General features: G+C 48.7%; 18 protein-coding genes. 9 read left to right on the top strand and 9 right to left on the bottom strand.

The features are described 5' to 3' along the window. The first annotated feature begins 14 nt into the window (after positions 1–14). The 3 genes from ADU23_RS09700 (at position 15) to ADU23_RS09690 (ending at position 3,276) form a co-directional block, all read left to right on the top strand. Complete coding sequence (locus ADU23_RS09700) at positions 15–1,001, top strand: N-acetylglucosamine kinase (RefSeq protein ID WP_053373555.1); 987 nt, start codon at positions 15–17, stop codon at positions 999–1,001. A gap of 213 nt (positions 1,002–1,214) precedes the next feature. Next, positions 1,215–1,733, top strand: a complete 519-nt coding sequence (locus tag ADU23_RS09695; RefSeq protein ID WP_053373554.1) for a PadR family transcriptional regulator — start codon at positions 1,215–1,217, stop codon at positions 1,731–1,733. Positions 1,734–1,752: 19 nt separating this feature from the next. Beyond that, complete coding sequence (locus ADU23_RS09690; RefSeq protein WP_053373553.1) at positions 1,753–3,276, top strand: DHA2 family efflux MFS transporter permease subunit; 1,524 nt, start codon at positions 1,753–1,755, stop codon at positions 3,274–3,276. Between the two features lie 57 nt (positions 3,277–3,333). Here ADU23_RS09690 and ADU23_RS09685 read toward each other — a convergent pair whose 3' ends face one another. Further along, positions 3,334–3,708 (bottom strand): winged helix-turn-helix transcriptional regulator, encoded by a 375-nt coding sequence (locus ADU23_RS09685; protein WP_053373552.1) that lies wholly within the window; start codon positions 3,706–3,708, stop codon positions 3,334–3,336. Positions 3,709–3,835: 127 nt separating this feature from the next. On the opposite strand from ADU23_RS09685, the gene ADU23_RS09680 reads away from it, so the two are divergent. After that, positions 3,836–4,864, top strand: a complete 1,029-nt coding sequence (locus ADU23_RS09680; RefSeq protein WP_053373551.1) for a zinc-binding alcohol dehydrogenase family protein — start codon at positions 3,836–3,838, stop codon at positions 4,862–4,864. 4 nt (positions 4,865–4,868) lie between these two features. Here the strand turns inward: ADU23_RS09680 and ADU23_RS09675 are convergent, their stop codons facing one another. The 3 genes from ADU23_RS09675 to ADU23_RS09665 are packed head-to-tail and all read right to left on the bottom strand — an operon-like array spanning position 4,869 to position 7,533. Continuing rightward, positions 4,869–5,483 carry a class I SAM-dependent methyltransferase gene (locus tag ADU23_RS09675; protein ID WP_053373550.1) on the bottom strand — a complete coding sequence of 205 codons (615 nt, stop codon included), beginning with the start codon at positions 5,481–5,483 and terminating at the stop codon, positions 4,869–4,871. Positions 5,484–5,510: 27 nt separating this feature from the next. Further along, positions 5,511–6,059, bottom strand: coding sequence for a class I SAM-dependent methyltransferase (locus tag ADU23_RS09670; protein WP_063845976.1), 549 nt, complete (start codon positions 6,057–6,059; stop codon positions 5,511–5,513). A 25-nt stretch (positions 6,060–6,084) separates the two neighbouring features. Continuing rightward, on the bottom strand, positions 6,085–7,533 hold the full coding sequence (locus ADU23_RS09665; protein ID WP_053373549.1) for a DEAD/DEAH box helicase: 1,449 nt from the start codon (positions 7,531–7,533) through the stop codon (positions 6,085–6,087). Between the two features lie 229 nt (positions 7,534–7,762). On the opposite strand from ADU23_RS09665, the gene ADU23_RS09660 reads away from it, so the two are divergent. Continuing rightward, positions 7,763–9,997, top strand: coding sequence for a GDYXXLXY domain-containing protein (locus ADU23_RS09660; RefSeq protein ID WP_197286140.1), 2,235 nt, complete (start codon positions 7,763–7,765; stop codon positions 9,995–9,997). A gap of 80 nt (positions 9,998–10,077) precedes the next feature. On the opposite strand, the gene ADU23_RS09655 is transcribed toward ADU23_RS09660, so the two are convergent. Next, entirely contained in the window at positions 10,078–10,536 is a 459-nt protein-coding gene (locus ADU23_RS09655; protein ID WP_053373547.1) for a hypothetical protein, read from the bottom strand. 196 nt (positions 10,537–10,732) lie between these two features. Here ADU23_RS09655 and ADU23_RS09650 point away from each other — a divergent pair, with 196 nt between their 5' ends. Beyond that, the gene (locus tag ADU23_RS09650) at positions 10,733–11,410 is read left to right on the top strand and encodes an ABC transporter ATP-binding protein (protein WP_053373546.1); all 678 of its coding nucleotides are present in this window, start codon (positions 10,733–10,735) and stop codon (positions 11,408–11,410) included. 15 nt (positions 11,411–11,425) lie between these two features. Further along, on the top strand, positions 11,426–12,727 hold the full coding sequence (locus ADU23_RS09645; protein WP_053373545.1) for an ABC transporter permease: 1,302 nt from the start codon (positions 11,426–11,428) through the stop codon (positions 12,725–12,727). Positions 12,728–12,797: 70 nt separating this feature from the next. Here the strand turns inward: ADU23_RS09645 and ADU23_RS09640 are convergent, their stop codons facing one another. Beyond that, a complete protein-coding gene (locus ADU23_RS09640; RefSeq protein WP_053373544.1) occupies positions 12,798–14,033 on the bottom strand; it encodes a hypothetical protein in 1,236 nt (411 codons plus the stop codon). Positions 14,034–14,185: 152 nt separating this feature from the next. Next, positions 14,186–14,524: an MGMT family protein gene (locus tag ADU23_RS09635; protein ID WP_053373543.1), complete on the bottom strand. Its 339-nt coding sequence runs from the start codon at positions 14,522–14,524 to the stop codon at positions 14,186–14,188. Positions 14,525–14,876: 352 nt separating this feature from the next. On the opposite strand from ADU23_RS09635, the gene ADU23_RS09630 reads away from it, so the two are divergent. Then, the gene (locus ADU23_RS09630) at positions 14,877–15,317 is read left to right on the top strand and encodes a DUF1641 domain-containing protein (RefSeq protein WP_053373542.1); all 441 of its coding nucleotides are present in this window, start codon (positions 14,877–14,879) and stop codon (positions 15,315–15,317) included. Between the two features lie 35 nt (positions 15,318–15,352). Beyond that, a complete protein-coding gene (locus tag ADU23_RS09625; protein ID WP_053373541.1) occupies positions 15,353–16,534 on the top strand; it encodes an NAD(P)/FAD-dependent oxidoreductase in 1,182 nt (393 codons plus the stop codon). A gap of 69 nt (positions 16,535–16,603) precedes the next feature. Here the strand turns inward: ADU23_RS09625 and ADU23_RS09620 are convergent, their stop codons facing one another. Together ADU23_RS09620 and ADU23_RS09615 are read right to left on the bottom strand one after the other, a co-directional pair. After that, entirely contained in the window at positions 16,604–17,812 is a 1,209-nt protein-coding gene (locus tag ADU23_RS09620) for a GGDEF domain-containing protein (RefSeq protein ID WP_197286052.1), read from the bottom strand. Between the two features lie 165 nt (positions 17,813–17,977). Beyond that, a complete protein-coding gene (locus ADU23_RS09615; RefSeq protein WP_053373539.1) occupies positions 17,978–18,349 on the bottom strand; it encodes a hypothetical protein in 372 nt (123 codons plus the stop codon). Positions 18,350–18,377 lie beyond the last annotated feature (28 nt).

The raw sequence follows: 18,377 nt of genomic DNA, 5'->3' as shown, positions 1-18,377 counted from the left end.
CGGGAGGGCTTCACATGAATGCGGAGCATGTTGTAATCGGAATAGACGGCGGCGGGACGCATACCCGCGTCATGGTCTGCGACCTTTGGGGCCATGTTCTTGCATGCGCGGAGCGAGGCTCAGCTTCGATATATAAAGATAAGCAGGCAGCCCAAAATGTACAAGGAGCTATAACAGACGCACTGCATCTGGCAGGCAGAACGACCGAGCAAGTGCTTGCGCTTGTTGCCGGAATTGCCGGCTATGACGCGCCGTCCGATCTCGATTGGATCGCTCCTCTAACAAAGCTGCCGGGGCTCACATGTCCAATACGGCATGTGAATGACGCGGTATCCGCACATTCCGGGGCATTATTGGGAAGAAGCGGCATCATCGTCATTGCAGGAACCGGCTCGATCATCGTCGGGATTACAGAGGACGGTCAATTCATACGCAATTATGATTTTCATCATTATGCAGCCAGCGCAGCTAGATTTATCGCCTATGATGCGGTTTACGAGATGCTCGCCGGCAGCTTCGATGATACGGATCATCATCTTCTTCAGGCAATGCTTGCGCATTGGAGCGTGCCCACCGTTAGTGAACTAGCAGCGATAGCCAAAAAAGGGTTTACCGAGGATCGCCGTGAACGCGACAAGCAATTTGGCGAGTTCGCCCCTGCCATTACGGAGGCTGCAGCGCAAGGCAGCACCGCTGCGATCCGCGTTTGCAATCGCGCCGTAGACCAGATCAAGGTCGGCATCGAGCTGATTGCCGCCTCCTTCGCTGGCGTTGAGGTGGAGGTCGCCTTCATCGGCAGCGTAGCGAACAGCCCTTACTTCTTGCAAGAGCTTGGCGCACAGCTCCGGCAGGGAAATAATAAGCGATATTCCGTCGTGGAGCCAAAGTTCTCTCCCGTAATCGGCTCCGTGCTGTTAGCGCTAAAGCATATCCATATTCCTATAGACGATGCTCTTATCGACAATCTTCATGCTTACAATAAACCGTGGCAGAATCAATAACGCTATACCCAAAGGCCTGTCGAACTCTGCCGGATTGGTGGTTTTCACAGGCTTTTTGCATGCGCCAGAACCACAAATTATTTTCTAAAATAAACCATCTCACCGTATTGACATGATATATATCGGAATGATATATTCTGTATCGAGATAAGTACTTGAAAGAAAAAAACCGAAGAGCATTCTTCTTCGGAAACAAACTCGGAGGTCGCTTCAATGAACAGTCAGGATGTTATTTTAGGCATGCTTATGAAACGCCCGTTATCAGGCTACGAGATCAAACAGTTGTTCGAGGATATATTCTCTTATTTCTACAGCTCCAGCTACGGGACGATTTATCCGATGCTGCATCGGATGGAAAAGGAGGAGCTGATAACGAAGGAAAATGTGCTCCAAGAAGGCAAGCCGAATAAAAATGTATTTACGATTACGGAGAAAGGAAAAGGCCAGTTCAACGCCTATCTTCATAGTCCTGTGGAAACCGATGCGATCAAGTCTGATTTTCTGATGCGGCTTTATTTTGGCCAATTTGTAGATAATGATGTGGTTATTCAGTGGTTAAACAAGGCGCAGGAGCAGACACAGAAGCAGTTGGATGAGCTGAGCAAGAAGTATGCCATTTATAAAGACGACATGCATCCGGCACATATGATTTGCATAGAAATTGGGATCAAGGAGTATCGCGCCAAGCTGGAAACGATTCAAGAAGGATTGGTGCGTCTGGAGCAACTATAAACAGGAGAGAAGGTTTTAAATGGCTGGAACGCGTTCAAACAATAAGCTCGTCATTCTTGCGATGGCGCTCGGTCTATTGATGTCATCGCTGGACAATACGATTGTCGCGTCGTGCATTAATAAGCTAAGCGAGGATTTTAACGTTTTTGACAAAGTAAGCTGGGTGTTTACCGCCTATATGCTCGCAGCTACCAGCACCATGCTCGTCTTCGGCAAGCTATCTGATTTATTCGGAAGAAAAATGTTCTATTTGATCGGAATCGGCATGTTTCTGCTTGGTTCTGCCTTGTGCGGACTTGCGCAAAGCGCCGACCAGCTCATTTGGTTTCGCGTCATCCAAGGCATTGGCTCAGGCGCCTTGATGCCGATCAGCTTCACCATTATTTACACGATCTTTAATGATCCGAAGGATGCGGCAAAAATGTCCGGCGTGTTCGGTGCGATCTTTGGCCTCTCCTCTGTTGCGGGCCCGCAGCTTGGCAGCTTCATTGCCGAGCATCTCGGCTGGAGATGGAATTTCTATATCAACGTGCCCATCGGACTCGCATCCATGATCGTATTAATGATTGCCTTAAAGGAGACCCGTTCGGACCGCAAGCCCAAAATCGACTATTTGGGAACGTTATTTCTGATCATCACCACGGTTTCTTTAATGCTTGCGCTTGAATGGGGCGGCAAGACGTACGCTTGGGGCTCATGGCAGGAAATCAGCTTATTCGCAGCATCCGCGGTGATCGGCACCTTGTTCATTTTGGTTGAGCTGCGTGCCGCTGAGCCTGTACTTCCCCTTAGCATTTTTAAAAATCGGATGGTCCTCGGCACCAGCATCATTTGCTTCTGCCAAGGCGTCATCATGTTCTCGGCCATTACGTATCTGCCCAGCTTCACTGTCGGCGTATTGGGCCACGCCAACTCCAATGGCGTGTTGACGCCTATGATGGCTTCGCTCATTGCCGGAGCGATTCTATTCGGCTACTTACAGTCCAAGTTCGCCTTCCGCACGCTGATGCTGTTCACGATGCTAATGACGATCGTAGCCGCTTCGCTGCTGTCGGTCGTCAGCGTTCACGCTTCCAACGGGTATATGATTGCCCTAATGATCTTGCTTGGCTTTGGCGCTGTCGGGCCTTTAATGAGCGTGGCGCAAAGCGCGATTGCCGCAAACGTTGATCCCAAATATATGGGCGTCAGCTCCTCCATCGTCGGCTTCTGGCGCAACATTGGCGGCATATTGGGCGCTACCATCATGGCGACGATCGTAAACAACAATTTGCATCGATTAATTACGGAGGGTGCGGATAAGGCCGGCATTCCATCCGATAAAATCAATACGCTGGCGAATCCCGAGCTGCTCATGCGGGCTGGCGGGCAATTAGATCCCCAGATCCGCAGCTTCCTTCAACAGGCGCTGGGCACCGCTATTAATCACGGTTTTATTCTCAGCATTTGTATCGGCGGCATTGGCCTCGTTACGGCGATGTTTGTAGGGGCGAGCAGGCTTAGCTCCACGAAGAAGCAGCAAGCAGGCGCTGCGCATATCTAGATCAAAATAGGGAGGCAGCGCTCATCATGGCGCTGCCTCCCTATTTTTAGGTGCCGATTATCGGCTCCTGCGTTGATCAGAAAGAATAAGCAATCTATCCTTATAGGTTTCGCCCCATTGCTTCATTTGGAGGATAAGCGGCTTCAACGTTTCCCCAAATTCGGTCAGCGAATACTCCACCTTCGGCGGTACCTGCCGATACACCTCGCGATGAACGATACCGTCATTCTCAAGCTCTCTAAGCTGAAGGGTCAGCATCCGCTGCGTGATGTTCGGGCATATTTTGCGGAACTCATTGAACCGCTTTGTTCCATCGATCAAATGATAAAGAATGACGCCCTTCCACTTCCCGCCGATTACATCTAATGTGAATTCCACAGGACAGCCTTCGCTTGGCGAACACTCGGTATATTCTTTTATACGATCACTCATAAAGCCGTGTCGCCTCCCCAATAGTATACAAACTGATACTACAATACAGAAATGTGCGTACTTACATAACCGTATGTTAACACTTATACTGGGGCTGCGGCTAGCAAATTAGAGAGGATTGATAAACATGACACAAATGAAAGCGATTGGCTTCCACCGTTATTTACCGATTGAACACGCGGAAAGCCTTTTGGATTTGCATATAAATAAACCTGCTCCTACAGGGCGAGATCTGCTGGTGAGAGTCAAAGCCATTTCCGTTAATCCGGTAGACGTGAAAGTACGTTCGCCCAAAGAGAAGGTCGAGCCGGATGCGCGCGTCATTGGCTGGGATGTCGCTGGAATCGTCGAATCGGTTGGCGACGCAAGCTCGCTCTTCCAGCCTGGAGATGAAGTCTATTATGCGGGCAGCATTACGCGTGCTGGCGGCAACAGTGAATTCCACCTCGTGGATGAACGCATCGCCGGCAAGAAGCCGCGATCGCTCGACTTCGCGCAGGCAGCAGCACTGCCGCTTACCGCGATTACCGCATGGGAAGGCTTATTCGACCGTCTGGGCGTAGCACACAGCCGCGAGCAAAACGAGGGCAAGTCAATACTGATCATCGGCGCCGCAGGCGGAGTCGGGTCCATCGCAACGCAGCTCGCAAGCGCAGCAGGCCTCACCGTTATCGGCACCGCTTCGAGAAAAGAATCAGCGGATTGGGCTAAGGAATACGGAGCTGCTTATACGATCAATCATCATGAGCCGTTTGTGCCCCAGCTTCAAGCGCTTGGCTTTTCTTCCGTCGATTATATTTTTTGCTTGAACCAAACCGATCAGCACTGGGCGAATATGGAGAAGGCCATCATGCCCCAAGGCAAAATTTGCTCCATCGTGGAGATGAGCACGCCAATCGATTTAACGCTGCTGAAGAACAAAAGCGTAACCTTCGTCTGGGAGCTTATGTTCACCAGATCGATGTATGAAACGCCAGATATGGATGAGCAGCATAAGCTGCTGAATGAGGTGGCTAAGCGGATCGATCAAGGAGAGCTGCGCACGACAATCGCCAAACGCCTATCGCCGATTAACGCCGCCAATCTGCGCGAAGCCCATAAGCTGGTCGAGTCCGGCAGTATGGTCGGCAAGGTTGTTCTCGAGGATTTTGAATAAGCAGCTATTCCGCCTTCTGAATACACCAAGTTGTCATACAGCGCTTGCCTGATACGATGACGGTTTTGAGCGGCTCGAATAATTGGCCCTTCAGCCTCTCGGTCAGAGCCAGAAGCCGGTCATCATTGACGAGAAAACGTCTGCTTCCGTCAGGAAGCAGATAACGCTCGTTCCCAAGCGGCTGCATGCTGGATGCCATGCCAGTCGAAGAAGCAAGGCGCGCGAACAAACGTCCGCCGGGCTTCAGAACTCGCCAAAGCTCTTGAACCATTTGGTCAAAATGCTCTTCATTCTCCGCAAAATGCAGCACCGCGCTGCTAATAATAAAGTCAAAGCTTTCATCCGCATAGCTCATTTGCTCAACCGCTTCTATGCGTGCCCGCTCCGCAGGCCAAGCCGGCGCAATTGCCGCTGCAAGAGCCTGTACCTGTTCAATGGCAGCCTCCGAGCGATCCGTCGCATACACCTCATAACCGCTGCGCAGCAAATAGGTTAAGTTTCGGCCCGAGCCGCAGCCCGCATCAAGGATACGCATCTCCTTCGTAATTCGTCCCTTAAGCAGTTGATCGAACAAATAAATATCGATATCGCCAAACTGCTCCTTCAAATCCTCAAGCATCAAGTCAACCCCCTTCACGCGAAGCATCTAAGCAGCGTAAATATAAACCTTAGTACGGTAGAAATCGCGGCAAGTAATGACCTGCTGTGGCTCCCAATCCGGAAGCGCAAAGCATACGCTTATGACATGGGAGCCGCGCGTTAGCTGGCTCCGCCAAATTACGCTTAAACGCCGCATCGCCCCCGGATACAGGTAACACACAACCATATCCACATCCCGGTAACAATATGTGTATAAATCGCCCCGAATGAACGAAACATTCGCCTGATTATTGAGTTTTGCCGCGAGAGAAGATATCCACATGGGGATAACTGAATTTTCGATGCCGATCATTCGCCAGCCCTTTAAGACTCTTCCTGCTTGAAGCGCGAGCGTCCCCCAGCCGGAGCCGGCTTCCACCATGACGCCGCGGCTTGGCAGCTGTCTCATGGCTGAAACGACCGCCCGCCGCACCGGTGCGGATGAAGGCATCGGCGAGATGCCGTTTCGCCAGCTTGCATAAACGATCAAAAGGACGGCGACCAGCACGAATGCGGCCACCGCCATCAAGACGACCTGGTAGATGAGGCTTTCCATGATGCTCCCCTCACTTGTTCACGGTTTAAGCTTTGTTCCCTCTGCGAACCTTCAGCTGCTTGCCCTTAACGGTCGTGTTCTTCATCACTTCAAGCACGAGCGACCCTTTGCCGTTCAAAATCTCCACATCCGTCATGTTATCGAGGATCGTGATAATACCGATATCATCTGCGGATACGCCTTCGATCTTAGCGATTGTGCCGACAAAATCGACCGCCCTCAGCTTCTTCTTCTTGCCGCCGTTGAAATTAAGCTTCATGATCTGCTTATTCAGCTGCTCGCGCTTGTCTTTTTTGAGGACAGGCCCAACATTGATCTTCTGCTCAAAATCTTCCCTGCGAAGGTCAACCGCCTCCTCCGAGGGAGCTTTCGCCTTCTGAATGCTAAATCCGATGTAGCCCTCAATTTCAGCGAGCCTTCTTGCATCCTTTGGCGCAACGAAGGTGATCGCTTTGCCCGTCTTGCCTGCTCGTCCCGTTCTGCCCGTCCTGTGGACGTAGCTTTCCTTCTCAAGCGGGATATCGAAGTTGATGACATGGGTAATGTTCGTAATATCGATGCCTCTGGCTGCAACGTCGGTAGCGACCAAATAGCGGAATTGCCCTCTGCGGAACGCATTCATGACTTCAAAGCGCTCGTCCTGCTCCATCCCGCCGTGAATACGGTCGCACGGATACTCCTGCTCGGCCATTTGCCTGAACACCTGATCCACGTTCTCCTGCGTCCGGCAAAAAATGATGCAGCTGTCGGGATTTTCGACGACCATGACATCCTGCAGCAAAGCGAACTTGTCCGATTCCTTCACTTCGATAACCGAGTGCTCGATCGTTGCCGTCGTCAGCCCAGCAGCCTTGATCTCCACCTGTACCGGCTCATTCATGTACTTGCGCGATAGCTTAGCCACATCCTCCGGGAATGTAGCGGAGAACAGCATCGTCACTCTATCCGCCGGAAGCTGCTGAATAATCGCCTGCACTTGCTCGATAAAGCCCATGTTCAGCATCTCATCCGCTTCATCAATGACCAGATATTTGATGCGCTCCAGCGCAAGCGTTCCCCGCTCGATATGGTCATGCACCCGTCCCGGCGTGCCTACAACCATATGCGTTCTCTGCTTAAGCTCTGCCTTCTGGATATGAAAAGGCGCCTTTCCGTAGACGGCCATCGATTTGATCCGCTTGAACCGGCCGATATTCGTAATATCTTCATTCACTTGCAGGGCAAGCTCCCTAGTTGGCGTTAGGACGAGCACCTGCGGCTTGTTTTCATTCCAATCGACCATCTCGCATAGCGGAATGCCGTAAGCCGCCGTCTTGCCGCTCCCGGTTTGTGATTTTACGACCAAATCCTTCTGCTCAAGCGCAACAGGAATAACCTCGCGCTGAACCTCGGTCGGCGTTTCATAGGACAAGCTTTCGAGTGCCCGTACGATTTCACTGCTTAAAGCGTAATCCGAAAATGTTGTTTCACTCATCTATAGACCTCATTTGCATTTTTATGGTTCATTCATTCGTACCCTTAAGAATAGCACACTACCTTGCCTTTTGATCTATAAACCTTATTGCTGCGCTCCCTCCCGCTTAAAAACATGGGAACCAGGGTACAAGTTATAGATCACGGTACTATAAAAAGTGAGTACTAGTTGGCAATCGAATAGGTCATTATAATACAAGACATACCAACAAGAAAGGCATGTGAGTGCAATGCTTCGGTTAAACGTTACGCGTGTCGGCTTCCTCATGGGCGTGTCCCTGCTGCTTGCTGCCATCATCTACTTCTTCGCAGCCAATTGGGGCGGCCTTGCCCGCGCCGATAAAATTTTAGCTTCCGCTGGAATCATGGTTCTGTTCTACGGCGTAAGCTACATCTTCTCAAAAATGAAAATCATGCTTGGACACCATTCCTTTCTGTCCGCTATCTTTCTCGTCGGCGGCTGCATATCGTTTGGCGCTGCTGTGGCGCTTCTCAATCAAATTTATAATTCGCATGCCGACAACTACGAGCTGTTTCTCGTATGGTCGATCCCGGCGCTGCTGTTTTCTTTGATTACCCGCTTCAATCCGTTTTATTTGCTAGCCTATGCGCTTGTTCATTTAACCTTGTGGCAGTATTTTTTCCCGACCTCCCTTAATGTCGTTCATACCGATAGCGAGCTTCTGATGATAGGCTGCCTGTTTGCCCTAATCAATCTCATCCTGTTCGTGCTTCTTGAAGCAAAGGTCATCCTATCTGCCCCGCTCAAGTACGTAAGCTTCATTGTTTTCCATATCTCCTTGCTCGTTTTAACGAATTCCACGCTGTACGAGCAATATGGACCGTGGATGAATATCGTCTGCGTAGCTGCCATCGCGTTTGGATTTTTCTTCTTCACCCGCATGCGTTTGAACAAAGTCATGCTGACGCTTAATGCGCTTGCCGCATCCGCGTACGCGGTATTCAAGTTTTTCGAGCTGATGTCGGAGCATACTTCCACCACATTTTTTGTTTTGGGATTGGTCTTTGTCACGATACTGCTGACAGGCAACGTCTTTTTCTTCCGCTATTTGAACAAGCTTGGATCTCAAGCACCTTCGACGGAGAAGCAGGCAGACGGAGCGGAAGCAGAAGAGCATACAAGCGTGCTCGTTGGCAAAATCGTCTCCACGATCGTCACCATCGTAGGCGTAGTAATCGGCAGCATCTCGTTAATCGGCCTCGTGCTTATGGCAGCAGGCTCGGTTCCGCCAGAGAACGTATTGCTGGTCATCTCCTTCTTATTCGTTCTTCCCGTTCTAGTGTTGCGCCGCCTAAATGCCGTTATTCGCTATACAGTGCTAACGATCGGATACGCTGCGGGATTGATTGCTATCGCATGGATTGATACAGCAGGCTTATCCTTGGTCTTCTTAGCCGTGACGATTGCCGGCTGGTTCAGCCTGCACGGACGTGCACAGCATCTATTCATCTATTCGCTGATTAATCTCAATGCCGCGATCCTGCTGTTCCAGCTGTTCGGACCGGTGCATCACGCCGCTTCCTTCATCGTGTTCATTATGGCAAGCCTGAATGCGCTCATCTATGCAAGCCACCTTCTCATGAGGGAAAGCCCCCTAAAGCAGCATTTGCGGGAATGCGGCCTGTTCTTCACGCTGCTCCTGCTGTTCTGGCTTACATTTATGGATGATATCTTCCCTAATTCGTATGAATGGTTCAATATTTTGAACTTCATTGTCGTAACAGCCTTAGCTTTCCTCTATGTTCGAAGAAACCGCGTGATGGAAGCAACGGTAAGCTTAGTATTCTGGTTTGTATTTCTCGCATTCAAATATTACGACTTGTTCTGGACGCTGCTGCATAAGTCGATTACGCTTGCTCTGCTCGGCCTCATTGTTATTGCGGTTACTTATGTTTTTGCTTACCGCACGCGGTCTGCCGTACCTGAGGGTGCGGACGAGTACAGCCGATTGCTGCGCAGAAGCCCTATTCTGATAGGCATCGTCATCGTGCTTCAGCTAGGCTATGTCGGCTACCACGCCGCAACGAGCGAAGCGCTGCTCGCGAGCGGTACATCCATTAAGCTGGCGATCGAGCCAATTGATCCTAGATCTATTTTGCAGGGCGATTATGTAAGGCTCGGCTACAGCATTTCAACACCGCCAGAACATATCGCCAAGGAAGTCGAGTCGCGCCGCAGCCTGAGCCGTATCAAGGTTGTGCTTCGCGAAGGCGACAACGGCGTTTACGTATTTGACCGTTTGTATGCAAGCGGAGAAAAGCTAGCCAGCAAGGAGATCGTCATTAACGGCTCGTCCAGCGGCTGGCGAACTATTAACTACGGCATTGAAACGTATTTTGTACCCGAGGGCACCGGAACCGAAACGGAGCAAAACGCCCGCTTCGCGTATGTAAAAATAGGCAAGAAGGGCGATGCGATGCTGGAGCGTTTAAGCAAGGAGTAGCTCGAAGCCTTAAGCCGCAATAGCAAAAAAATAGCAGGACATATGCCGCAAACCATGCTGCATGCGTCCTGCTATTTTTATTAATTCGCCAGCTTGCTTAGCTCAGGAAACTCCTCTAGATAGCCGTTGCGCTCAAGCTCCATCAATGCCTTCCGAATGCTTTGCTCGTCCTCGCCCGATTGGTCAGAGAGCGCCAGCAGCTCGGGCAAAGTAATGTCCTTATGCTCTTTGCAATAAGTTAACAGCCCCTTCGCCGCCCATGATAGACGGTCATCCTGGAACTCTCCGATCATTTTGCGGAACAATTTATGTGGGATTAGCTGCTCATCAACTAAGGCTTGCATCGCTTTTATTGCATTTTTGGTTGTCATACGGCCTTTCTTGGCAACCTCATCAATGGTAAGTGATGCAGAATCTGCTGTGCTCGAGCTAAGCACGATGTAAATCATTTGCGAATAGATGTCTAGGCTCGGGTTGTAAAAAATTTCAGTAGAAACGGTAAAATTGCGTACATTGCTTGGTGAAAGTTCTGTTGTCATGATGATGCTCCCTTCCGATTGGTCTATACCATAATAAAGGTTCGGATACGGGGTTTCAAATCAGGCTTTATTAAAAAAAGTTAATTTCCTCAAAAAGCCAAATTACCAGCCGCGTTACATTTCCAACTTAACATCCGTCTTCCATAAAAGTAGTCGGCTACACCCGTTCTACAAGCGAAGAAAGGATGCTGCTCCATTGATAACGATAAAGAATTTATCCCATCAGTTTCATATCGGAAAAACAGGCACCGAAAAAACAGTTCCCGTACTTAGCCAAGTCAATCTCGAAGTCGCTAAAGGGGAAATCGTGTCCGTGCTCGGGCGAAGCGGCTCGGGCAAATCGACGCTGCTTAATCTCGCAGCCGGCTACATTAAGCCGTCAAGCGGCAGCATTAGCATCAACGGAACCGATGTCACCTCTTATTCTGAGGCGCAATGGGCAAAATTCCGCCTAGCTCATATGGGCTTTATTTTTCAAAGCTTTCAGCTGATGCCGAGCATGACCTCCTTCCAGAACATTGAGCTGCCGCTCACCCTTAAAGGGATAGACGAGAAGGAGCGCGGGAAGCTGGTGAAGGAAACGATGGAGCTCGTCGGCATGGGTGAATACGAGCAGTACTACCCAAGCGAGCTGTCAGGCGGCCAGCAGCAGCGCATAGGTATTGCCCGGGCAATGGTGCTGCTGCCTTCCCTTATTCTCGCGGATGAGCCTACGGGAAGCCTCGACAGCGAGACGGAGCAGACGGTGCTTGATTTTATCCGTCATTTGAATCAGCAGTGGGGCACAACGTTTCTAATGATTACGCATGATGCCGAGGTTGCCTCGATTGCACACCGCTCGGTGACCATTCATAACGGACAATTGGCGATATAGGAGCGATGGACAAAGATGAAATGGAAAGATAAATATCGTTTTGTGAAGCAAAATATGAAAAAAAATAAATCGCGGCTGTTTATGACGATTTTGGCAACGGCTATGGGCTGCTGCTTTCTTGTGGTGCTGGCATCCATCGGCTTCGGCTTTCAACAGAGCTTAACCGAGCAAATTACGTCTTACGGCAAGATAACAGAAATATCGATTTACGGCAAAACCAATCAGGCGGAGTCAGCTAATTACGCAAGCTCGCTATACTCGAAGGAGCAGGTTGCTTTTTTCGAAAGCCTTCCTCATGTGGAGGCAGTCGTCCGGCAAAATGACGTTAATCTCACCTCCAAATATGCGGTTGGTGATTATGCCTTCGAGATCGACCGCTCGCCTGTCTTCACTTTTATGGAGACGGAGAAGAACGGGAAGCTTGAGCTGTCTGAAGGCCGATTTCCGGAAAACGAGCATGAGGTCATAGTCGGTTATAACTTTGCGGAGTTCCTCCTTATGCCGTCAAAGCCGGAGCAGCCCTATCAAGGAAGTCTGCTGAATCAAAAGATCGACATTACGCTGCTGCAGCCTGTGAACGCCAATCAGAAAGCAGCTCAGCAGTCCGTACAGCTTCATGCCACGGTCGTAGGCGTGCTAAAGCAGCCGCCAAAGGAATGGTTGAAGGACAAAACCGTTGTCATGGACGAAAAAGCGCTCCAATCATTCGTACCTATATTGTCCGAGGAAGACAAGCTATTATCTGACCGCTACCAGAACGTTCTGGTGTACGCCGATGATATGCAAAATGTGAGCGGAATCGCTGATAAAATTAGGGAAGCCGGCTACAATGTCTATTCGGTGGTCAACGAGCTGAACAAAGTCGACGCCATCTTCATGTTCGTTAAGCTAGGGCTATTATTCGTAGGCGCGATAGCCGTCTTGATCGCCGCAATCGGCATTTATAACACGATGACGATGGCGGTAACGGAGCGGACGCAGGACATCGGCATTATGAAAGCAATTGGTGCTTCACCCTCCTCGATTCGCAGTATTTTTCTGCTGGAGAGCAGCTTTATCGGCGTGGTTGGTACGCTAATCGGCACTTTAGTCGCTTTCTTAGTGAGCTATGCGGCGAATAAAATAATCCCTGTCATTCTAAGCAGCCAAAATGAGTATAAGGAAGAAGCGTTCAACTTCGTATTCAGCTACATACCGTTCACCCTGATCTGGGTATCGGCGGCGATCAGTATCGGCATCGCTATTTTGTCCGGCATGCGCCCTGCCCGCCGCGCGACGGAGATCGACGTCCTTCAAGCGCTGCGCCGAGACATTTAACGGTATTGTTTTGACGCTAGCAAAAAAAGCCGATCTCAAAGTTAGAGATCGGCTTTCTTCTTTTTGACGATTATTGTTTAGGCTTAGCTGCATTGTCATCGGAAGTGACGATTACAATTTCAGCATTTGTAATGCCTGGAAGCGATTTTGTCATTATTTTGGAATGGTAAGCGACAATTTTAGTTCCTGCTCTAAGTACGGTTTCTCCGCCAAGCGCCGGAATCACTTTTGTGTCCTCGGAGATGTTTAGAATGACATCATTGTCTGTCGATTGGTCAGAGCCTACATTAACGTAAACTTGGCCTTCCGTAGTGCGGTCCGAAGCGACGACCGTGCCTTCGATTTTGTTTGTTTCCGTTTCTTTCACAACGATTTTGTCAGCTGTCGTTTGTGCTGGGTAGATCATCGTCATGACTTCGCCGTAGTTCACTTCGACGCGTACATCATTTTTTAATGCGTCTAGCGTCAAAGGCTTGCCGTCAAGCCCGACAATTTGAGTTTCCTCGTCTACGGTTAGAATCACATGATCCACTCCGCCTTTAGCCATCGGCTTGCCAATTACCGTAATTTTATTGTCAGCCACGCTTGTAATGATCCCGTCTGTACCTACAGCGTTTTGCTCGGTTTCGTCAGCCGTCGTATTCACCACCACGTATTTTGTAGTTGATTGCGGCGGAAGGCTCATCGTAACGGCCGGACCGTAAAATGCTTTTACGCTCATGCCAGCCTTGATCGCGCTGGCTTCAATAGCCTTGCCATTTTGATCCAGAAGCTGTGCTTTGTCGGCAAAATGCAAAACGATGGTTTCCTCGATTGAAGTGTAAATATCTTTGCCTTTTACGACGATCCCGTTTTCCTGCACTTCAGATACGGTACCGTCAATTGCCGTAAAGCTTTGGTCTTGAACAACAAGCGTCAAAGCTGTTCCTTGCGCTGGTATGCTTTTCGTTATCGCACCGCCGTAGAATGCTTTAACTACCTTTTTTTCATCAATAATGGTTTTTAATGGAACCGTTTTCCCTTTAGCGTCCACAATCTTCGTATCTTTGGTGATCGAAAGAATAATTTGGCTTTGGTCGCCCACAGCAAGGCTGCGGCCTGTAACGGTAATGAATTTGCCTGTTTTATCATTAACGAAATCTGTTATTTGACCCATCGTTCCCGGTACAATTTTAAATTGATTTTGGATAGGTCCTTGTCCGTTATGGATCGTCGGCTGCGGAACGTCCTGTGCACTCGCTGCCAACGGCATAGCTGCCATCGCAAAAATAGATGCTGTTGCTAGTACTTTGTACATTTTGTTCATCTGTCATTCCTCCAATTCTGAATCATGCTTCGTGTATGTTTATCGAAATGGCCTACAGTTTTTAGACGAGGAGGATTTTGGAATGTTGCACAAGCTTTATTTGTATATGGTAAAAATTAACTTAGTTGTGTGTATTGTGTGAACATAATTTCTTATTCATGCGGATAAAAATCTTCTTCCCCCGCATGGGTGTGATGTCGGTATTTGTCCAAATCGACACGTCCATCCGTGCTCGTTTCTACACCTTCTTCGTTCAAATAAAACGACTGCATATAACGGGCTTCCTCATCCCGTATCGCGATTTCGCCCTTGGCATTCACCACCCGGTGCCAAGGGAGCTGATGGATGCTGCTTAGCGAATGAAGAATCCGAACGACCTGGCGGGCGCCTCTGCGGCTTCCCGCCTGCTCCGCGATTTGCCCGTATGTCATGACGGTGCCTTTTGGAATAGCTTTAATGATTTCAATGACTCTTTTTGTAAAAGGCTGCATATGGATCTCTCGCTTTCTATAGGGATAATTCGCGTAAAATCGACAAAAAATAAACTGCTATCCGTTTATGATAACGCATCGAAATATTTTTTTGAAAAAAGTTATAAATTTCTTTTTAACTTTTGGTGAAAACGATGTAGAATAGAAGCAAAGGGTTCAAATCCGATTTCGTCTACTCGCTATCTTATCCCTTCTTCAAGTGGGGATTAAACCGTTACGTGCACACAGACATTTTTTCGGAAAACTATGTGAAAAGTGTAACAATCTTTTTGGGTGCATCCTAACCTCTAGCGGCTGACACGATTGCGACTAAAACTTACTTTCAAATTTACGCAAAGGAGGACATTCTATTATGTCACAATCATCTGCAGGACAAGAGGTTGCAGCTAGCCTCGCCGAAGAAAAACAAACGTTAGATGTACTTGATCAGTTATTGAAGCCGGAGGTTCAACAGTCGTTGACTGTGCTTGTCGACAACCTTCCAAAGCTGGCTGAAATGGTTACTCTGATGACCAAAGCTTATGATTTCGCACAAAACATCGCTACAGACAAAGTGTTGATCAACGATTTCGCTCAAGGTATCGGTGAGTTCGTCAAACCGGTTCAAGAGAAAGCAAAAGGTATCGCAACAGCTGCAATCGAAGCTGGCGAGCGCTCACAGGAAGCTGCTGGCTCCTCTGTTGGCCTATTCGCTATGTTGAAAATGCTGAAAGATCCGGAAGTTCAAAAAACACTACGCTTTGCGCAAGCTTTCCTTAGTGTGCTGTCTGAACGCAAAAACGATAAAGTATAAACACTGAATACGTATAGAACGAACGGAGGATGAACATGTCGAAGCAAATTTTAATTCTTGGTGGCGGTTATGGCGGTCTACTTACTGCTCTAACAGCTCGCAAACACTTGTCAGCAGCAGAAGCTAGCATCACAATCGTTAACCGTTTCCCAACTCACCAAATCATTACCGAGCTGCACAGACTTGCAGGGGATACCATTGCAGAACAAGCGGTTGCTCTTCCGCTTAGCAAGCTTCTTGGCGACAAGCAAGTTAACATCATCGTTGACTCGGTGAAAGAGATTAAACCAAACGAGAAGCAAGTTCTTCTTGCAAGCGGCCAAGTACAAAAGTACGATACGCTGGTTGTTGCACTAGGCAGCGAAACGAACTACTTCGGTATCCCAGGTCTGGAAGAGAACAGCCTTGTTCTTAAATCCGTTGCAGATGCTAACCGCATCCGCAAGCATGTTGAAGATCGTCTTGACGCTTACAAAAAATCAGGCAACAAAGCTGACGCAACAATCGTTGTTGGCGGCGGCGGCTTGACTGGCGTTGAGCTTGTTGGCGAATTTGCAGACAGACTTCCTGAAGTCTGCCGCAGCAAAGGGATCGACTTCAATGATATTTCGCTTTATTGCGTAGAAGCTGGTCCAGCTGTTCTGCCAATCTTCCCTAAAGTATTGATCGACCGCGCTGTAACAAGCCTTGAGAAACGCGGCGTTAACTTCATTACTAGCGTTGCGATTACAGAAGCTACAAAAAGCTCCGTATCGCTTAAAGACGGCCGTACAATCGAGTCCAGCACCATCATCTGGACTGGCGGCGTAAAAGGCAACCCTGTTGTCGGAAGCAGCGGTCTTGCAGAAGATCGCGGCCGTTCACTCGTGACGCCAACGCTGCAATCGACGTCGCATGCTGATGTTTTCCTTGCTGGCGACTGCGCGGTTGTATTCCCTGAAGGCAGCGAACGTCCTTACCCTCCAACAGCTCAGCTTGCTTGGCAAATGGGCGAAACGGTAGGCTACAACCTAGCGGTTCAAATCAAAGGCGGCGTTATGGATAAATTCGTGCCCGTATTCTCCGGAACGCTTGGCAGCCTTGGCCGCAAAGACGGCGTAGGTACAATCGGCGGCAACGCGACACAATTGAAGGGCTTGCCTGCATCCCTGATGAAGGAAGCAAGTAACGTTCGTTACCTGTCGCATATCCACGGACTATTCGCACTTGCGTACTAATATATGAAAAAAAGAAGAAGGAGGGCAATTGCCCTCCTTCTTTCTTTTGTTTAAATGCGGATACTCAACTCATTCAATTGGCGCTGCTCGCGTGATCCTGTTTTTTCCCGCGTTTTTTGAGACATACAAAGCTTTATCTGCTTGCTGAAACAGCTCCTCAAAGGTTATGCCGTCTCTATTCGCGCTCACTAGCCCTCCGCTGGTTGTTACCGAAATCGTTTTCTCCTCGTTAATCCAGGTTTCACTGCCTTCTATCATCCTGCGTAAGCGCTCCGATCGCTCATCGCTATCGCCGGCGAAGCGCTCCTTCAGAAATATAGCAAATTCTTCGCCGCCTACCCTGCCTACAATGCCGTAATCCGCATATACCTTGGCTAACAGGCTTGAGAAGGTAATCAGCACCTTGTCGCCCGCCAAATGCCCGTGTACATCGTTAATCCTCTTAAAATCATCGATATCCAGCAGCAGCAGGGAACAGCCCACGCTTGTCTCATTCAACTGCTCTCCCACTCTTTCGACAAAATGTCTGCGATTGAATACGCCAGTCAAATCATCGATTGTCGCTTGCGCGTACAGCTTCTGTCCGGTTGCTCTCGCGTGCTGCGCCTCCAGGATTTTATAATCCATCGCTTGTCTTAGCCGGTGGAAGACATACACGATTGCAATCAAACTAGACATAAATAGCAATAAAACAAAGGTGTGAATGAGCATCGTCGTCGTAAATTGATTATAGGCTTCTTCGCCGATTTCAAGCTTGTTAACATGAATAAATTTGTTCGCAATATATATGCCATTTAGCAGTAATACTAAGGAGCAAACGATGATCATGAACCATCGATCGACGTACAGGCAAAATAAAGTAACGAGCGGGAACACAAAGGTGAACGTAACGGGCGTCGTTGCCGACAATAAAGTGAACACGTACATGAAGAAGAAGCCGCTAAAGGTGGCGTATCTCACATATCTTGTGAGCGGATTTATTTTGTAAAAAATCGTGCCGGCTATAACGGACAGAAATCCCACCGTCAACATAGGAAGCACAAAAACAAGCGATCGTGTTCCTTTCTCGAATTCGATCAGAAAACCCGCCGATAAGATAAACACCATAATCCAGCATATGATGATCACTATAAAATTTACAGCGCTTTCATAATAAAAAGCTTTCTGCTCTTTTATATCGAATACTCCTCTCTGCGGACCTCCATTTATACTCATATCGTACAAGGAAATGGTTGCCTTGTCACTGAAATGATCGTACGGGCAATCCCGATTATTCATCGTTCCACGCTCATCATAACACAAAACAATGCCAAGCATCATTTGATAATGCTTGGCATTGTTTTGTGTTATTAAATATAACTTTGTAATACTAAGTATTACTCGGCATTGCTAAAATAGGCTGAAAACGGCTTTAAAATGGCCAGAAATGCCTAAAATATGTCATTAACTCCATGCTTCAATGTCATCATCATCTATTTCTTCCTCAGCTACCGGCTCTGGAGCAGTCGCAGAAGGTGCTTTTTCTACTTCCTCAACTGCTTCTGATGCTGCTGCCATTTGCTCTATGCCGGCTGCATAGGGACGATATTCGCTTGCTGCTTGCTGCAAAGCGGGTGTGCCCTGCAGCATATTTCTTTCCGTCGGAACGAAGGCCTGCAAGTTGCGAACACCGTTCAATGCAATTTCATTCTCCACCAAATAACGCAGAGAATCCATTAGGTTGGATTGCGAGTTGAGCCATTGCATCACTAATGGATCTTCTGTTTTTTTGGTTTTCAAGCTGATGTTGTCACCGGGAAGCTTAGTCTTTTTCATATCAATCACCTACCAGAATCCGTTAGAT

The organism is Paenibacillus sp. FJAT-27812 (assembly GCF_001273905.1).
In the GTDB taxonomy this organism is placed as follows: Bacteria; Bacillota; Bacilli; order Paenibacillales; family Paenibacillaceae; genus Pristimantibacillus.
Note: the sequence above shows the minus strand (reverse complement) of the source record. Positions and strands in the feature narration are given on the sequence as shown.